We start from the raw sequence: 4,265 nt of genomic DNA, 5'->3' as shown, positions 1-4,265 counted from the left end.
GCGAAGCCGGCTATTGTCGGACGGATCCAAAAAGATGAATTTATTATTGATTTACGAACAGTGACGCCTGAAGAAGAGGAGCACGTATTGCAAGCATTAATTAACGTTAGTGAATCATAATTAAAATAAACCCATTAATATTAGTATTAGTGGTGTTCGTTATTATGTTTATAAAGACCATTTTCTCTGGCTTATCAAGAGAGAATGGTCTTCATCTCCTTTATGATGACCATTCTCTCTGGCTTTTCAAGAGGATTTGGTCTTCATCGCCTTTATGATTACCATTTTCTTCTGTTTATCAAGAGGATTTGGTCTTCATGACCTTTATGATGACCTTTTTCTCTCACTTACCAAGGCATTGGGTCTTCATCTGCCTTGTAAAGAAAAGTCGCCAAATGGCGACTTTATGCGTCTTCTATTGTTATTTCGGTTAAAAAGTTCAAAAAAGTACCTCAAAACCGAATCCTTTATCTGATTTTTTTCTATGCCATTCTACATATCATGATGTGTATTATGTTTGGCTCTAGTATGGTTTCGATTTTTTACCTTTTTAGAACCACTTAACGGCTCAGGCTGACCAGATTGTTTAGGTGCATTTTTTCTCATGTCTTTGCCATCGTTTTTGTTCATTTTTCATCCCTCCTATATGTTAGGATGCAGTCATTAAGTCCTTTTATACCGTATATTTTTTGTAGTTCTGTGCAATTTAACGGTAAACAAAATGAAGGAGTGAATGAAGCAAATGCAAAAGTTTCCTTACAACAAAGATAAACAACAAGCATTTCAAGCTGCACAGCAAGGGTATGAGAATGCCCAAGGACTATATGAGACCATAGTGAGTGATAGTGCAAGTTACGGCCATCAACTGAAACATCTGAAAGATGAAGTAAATGAAGCCTACCAGCAGATCTCAAATGCCATGGAAGTGGCATCAGAACATCAACGGGCACAGTTAGAGCGTTTCCAACAGGATTTATCAACCATGGTATCAGAAGTCAATCAAGTGGAATAAGAAAAGCAGGCGGGATATCGCCTGCTTTCTGTTATTGATTCTTTTTCCGTTTTTTGTTATTCATTCTTTCTTTGGCAGTTAATTCAGGTTCACTGGCAAATTCTTCATTAAATCCGGCACCTTTTCCTTGGCCTTTAGCTGCATTCATCCCTGGAATTACATGATTAGACTTTCGTTTCACCATTGTAATCACCTCCTACAACATTACTATTTCCTGCGTAGCAAAAATAATGACAAAGAAAAGTTTTTTTGAGATAATAATAGTGAAAATTTCGTTTTTTCCCTATCTACATCTACATTAGCACAGATGATGTTTTTTGAATTTTCAGAACAAAATACATAAAAAAACATAAGAAAAACTTATCAATCACAATAACTTTCTTGTTATTTACTTATGAATTTGGTTGTATTAAGATAAGAATTGTGAGAAAAGTTAAGACGGATGGGAAAATTCAAACTTTTCGACTTTTCATTTATTTTGGTGAATTATGACGAATGAGGGGGTTTTTAACACATGGTTAAAAACGATGTATTTAACGCACGAGCTTCTTTTGAAGCCAATGGTAAACGTTATCACTATTACCGTCTAAGTGCACTTGAAGAGGCAGGAATCGGCAACGTTTCTAAATTGCCTTACTCAGTAAAAGTTTTACTTGAATCTGTACTTCGCCAATATGATGGCCGCGTAATCGCAAAAGAGCACGTTGAAAACTTAGCTAAATGGGGAACAGCTGAACTTAAAGAAGTGGATGTACCATTCAAACCTTCACGTGTAATCCTTCAAGACTTCACAGGAGTTCCAGCAGTGGTAGACCTTGCTTCTTTAAGAAAAGCAATGGCTGACCTAGGCGGGGACCCAGACAAAATTAATCCAGAAAAAACTGTAGACCTTGTTATTGACCACTCTGTTCAAGTTGATGCGTATGGATCCACTGATTCTTTACGTGTAAACATGGACCTAGAATTTGAACGTAACGCAGAACGTTATCAGTTCCTTAGCTGGGCACAAAAATCATTCAACAACTATCGTGCCGTTCCGCCTGCAACAGGTATCGTTCACCAAGTAAACCTTGAATACTTGGCTGATGTTGTTCACGTAGCTGAAGTTGATGGTGAGTTAGAAGCATATCCAGATACATTAGTAGGAACAGATTCACATACAACTATGATTAATGGACTTGGTGTTCTTGGCTGGGGCGTTGGCGGTATTGAAGCTGAAGCTGGAATGTTAGGACAGCCTTCTTACTTCCCAGTACCTGAAGTTGTTGGTGTTAAGTTAACAGGCGAACTTCCAAATGGAGCAACAGCAACAGACTTAGCATTAAAAGTAACACAAGTACTTCGCAGCAAGGGTGTAGTTGGTAAATTCGTTGAATTCTTCGGCCCTGGTGTATCTGTACTCCCACTTGCTGACCGTGCAACAATTGCTAACATGGCTCCTGAATACGGTGCAACATGCGGATTCTTCCCAATTGATGATGAATCACTTGCATATTTACGCCTAACAGGCCGTGAAGAAGATCAAATTAACGTCGTTGAACAATACTGCAAAGCTAATGGCTTATTCTTTGATCCTTCATTAGAGCCAGTTTACACAAATGTAGTTGAAATCGACCTTACTGAAATTGAAGCAAATCTTTCTGGTCCTAAGCGTCCACAAGATTTACTCCCACTTTCAAAAATGAAAGAAGAATTCGTAAAAGCTGTTTCTGCACCACAAGGAAACCAAGGCTTTGGCTTACAAGCAGATGAACTTGATAAGTCCGCTACAGTTAAATTTAACAATGGCGACGAAACTACTATTAAAACTGGTGCAGTTGCGATTGCATCGATCACAAGCTGTACAAACACATCTAACCCATACGTACTAGTAGGTGCTGGACTGGTTGCGAAGAAAGCTGTTGAATTAGGAATGGAAGTTCCAAAATTCGTAAAAACTTCTTTAGCACCAGGATCTAAAGTTGTAACTGGATATCTTCGTGATTCTGGCTTACTTCCATACCTAGAGCAAATCGGCTTCAACCTAGTTGGTTACGGCTGTACAACTTGTATCGGTAACTCCGGTCCATTAAAAGAAGAAATTGAAAAAACAATCGCTGAAAACGATCTATTAGTTACATCAGTACTTTCTGGTAACCGTAACTTCGAAGGCCGTATTCATCCGCTTGTAAAAGCAAACTACCTTGCTTCACCACCATTAGTTGTTGCTTACGCCCTTGCTGGTACTGTAAACATCGACTTCGCTTCTGAAGCAATTGGTAAAGATAAAGATGGAAACGATGTATTCTTCAAGGATATCTGGCCATCAACTGCTGAAGTTAATGATGTAGTTAAACGCACGGTTACTCCTGAACTATTCCGCAGCGAATATGCAAACGTGTTTGGAGATAACGAGCGTTGGAACGAAATCAAAACAAGCAATGAGCCACTTTATACTTGGGATGAAGATTCAACATATATTGCCAACCCGCCATTCTTTGAAGGCTTATCACCAGAGCCAGGTACTGTTGAGCCTTTAACAGGACTTCGCGTTGTTGGTAAATTCGGTGATTCTGTAACAACAGACCACATTTCTCCTGCAGGAGCTATTGGTAAAAATACTCCAGCTGGTAAATATCTATTAGAAAAAGGCGTTCAGCCTCGTGACTTTAACTCTTACGGATCTCGTCGTGGTAACCACGAAGTAATGATGCGTGGAACATTTGCAAACATTCGTATTCGTAACCAAATCGCACCTGGTACAGAAGGTGGTTTCACTACTTACTGGCCAACTGGTGAAGTTACATCAATTTATGATGCTTGCATGAAGTACAAAGAAAACGGTACTGGACTAATTGTTCTTGCTGGTAAAGATTACGGAATGGGCTCTTCACGTGACTGGGCTGCTAAAGGAACTAACCTTTTAGGTATTAAAACAGTTCTTGCTGAAAGCTTCGAACGTATTCACCGTTCAAACCTTGTGCTTATGGGTGTGCTTCCACTTCAATTTAAAGAAGGCGAAAGCGCTGAAACACTTGGTTTAACTGGTAAAGAGACCATTGATGTTCAAGTAGGCGAAGATGTTAAACCACGTGATCTTCTTAAAGTAACAGCAACTGACGAAGCAGGGAACAAGAAAGAATTTGAAGTTCTTGTTCGTTTTGACTCCGAAGTTGAAATTGATTACTACCGTCACGGTGGAATTCTTCCAATGGTTCTACGTGAAAAATTACAAGCTTAATATGGAGAACACCATGCCACTTGGCATGGTGTT

General features: G+C 39.2%; 4 protein-coding genes. 2 read left to right on the top strand and 2 right to left on the bottom strand.

Annotated elements, in window-relative coordinates; translation table 11 throughout:
- Positions 1–492: 492 nt before the first annotated feature.
- Positions 493–630 carry a small acid-soluble spore protein P gene (locus V7659_RS11525; protein ID WP_098576451.1) on the bottom strand — a complete coding sequence of 46 codons (138 nt, stop codon included), beginning with the start codon at positions 628–630 and terminating at the stop codon, positions 493–495.
- Between the two features lie 112 nt (positions 631–742).
- On the opposite strand from V7659_RS11525, the gene V7659_RS11520 reads away from it, so the two are divergent.
- Positions 743–1,012: a hypothetical protein gene (locus tag V7659_RS11520; protein ID WP_144548069.1), complete on the top strand. Its 270-nt coding sequence runs from the start codon at positions 743–745 to the stop codon at positions 1,010–1,012.
- Between the two features lie 31 nt (positions 1,013–1,043).
- Here the strand turns inward: V7659_RS11520 and sspO are convergent, their stop codons facing one another.
- Positions 1,044–1,196: a small acid-soluble spore protein O gene (sspO, locus tag V7659_RS11515; RefSeq protein ID WP_098532148.1), complete on the bottom strand. Its 153-nt coding sequence runs from the start codon at positions 1,194–1,196 to the stop codon at positions 1,044–1,046.
- Between the two features lie 330 nt (positions 1,197–1,526).
- On the opposite strand from sspO, the gene acnA reads away from it, so the two are divergent.
- Entirely contained in the window at positions 1,527–4,232 is a 2,706-nt protein-coding gene (gene acnA, locus V7659_RS11510; RefSeq protein ID WP_335540132.1) for an aconitate hydratase AcnA, read from the top strand.
- The last annotated feature ends 33 nt before the right edge of the window (positions 4,233–4,265 follow it).

Source organism: Neobacillus drentensis, assembly GCF_036966985.1.
GTDB classification, from domain to species: Bacteria; Bacillota; Bacilli; order Bacillales; family Cytobacillaceae; genus Neobacillus; species Neobacillus drentensis_E.
Note: the sequence above shows the minus strand (reverse complement) of the source record. Positions and strands in the feature narration are given on the sequence as shown.

Coding starts and splice junctions, on each gene's coding strand:
- V7659_RS11525 (WP_098576451.1), bottom strand. CDS start 630: ATGAACAAAAACGATGGCAAAGACATGAGAAAAAATGCACCTAAACAA.
- V7659_RS11520 (WP_144548069.1), top strand. CDS start 743: ATGCAAAAGTTTCCTTACAACAAAGATAAACAACAAGCATTTCAAGCT.
- sspO (WP_098532148.1), bottom strand. CDS start 1,196: ATGGTGAAACGAAAGTCTAATCATGTAATTCCAGGGATGAATGCAGCT.
- acnA (WP_335540132.1), top strand. CDS start 1,527: ATGGTTAAAAACGATGTATTTAACGCACGAGCTTCTTTTGAAGCCAAT.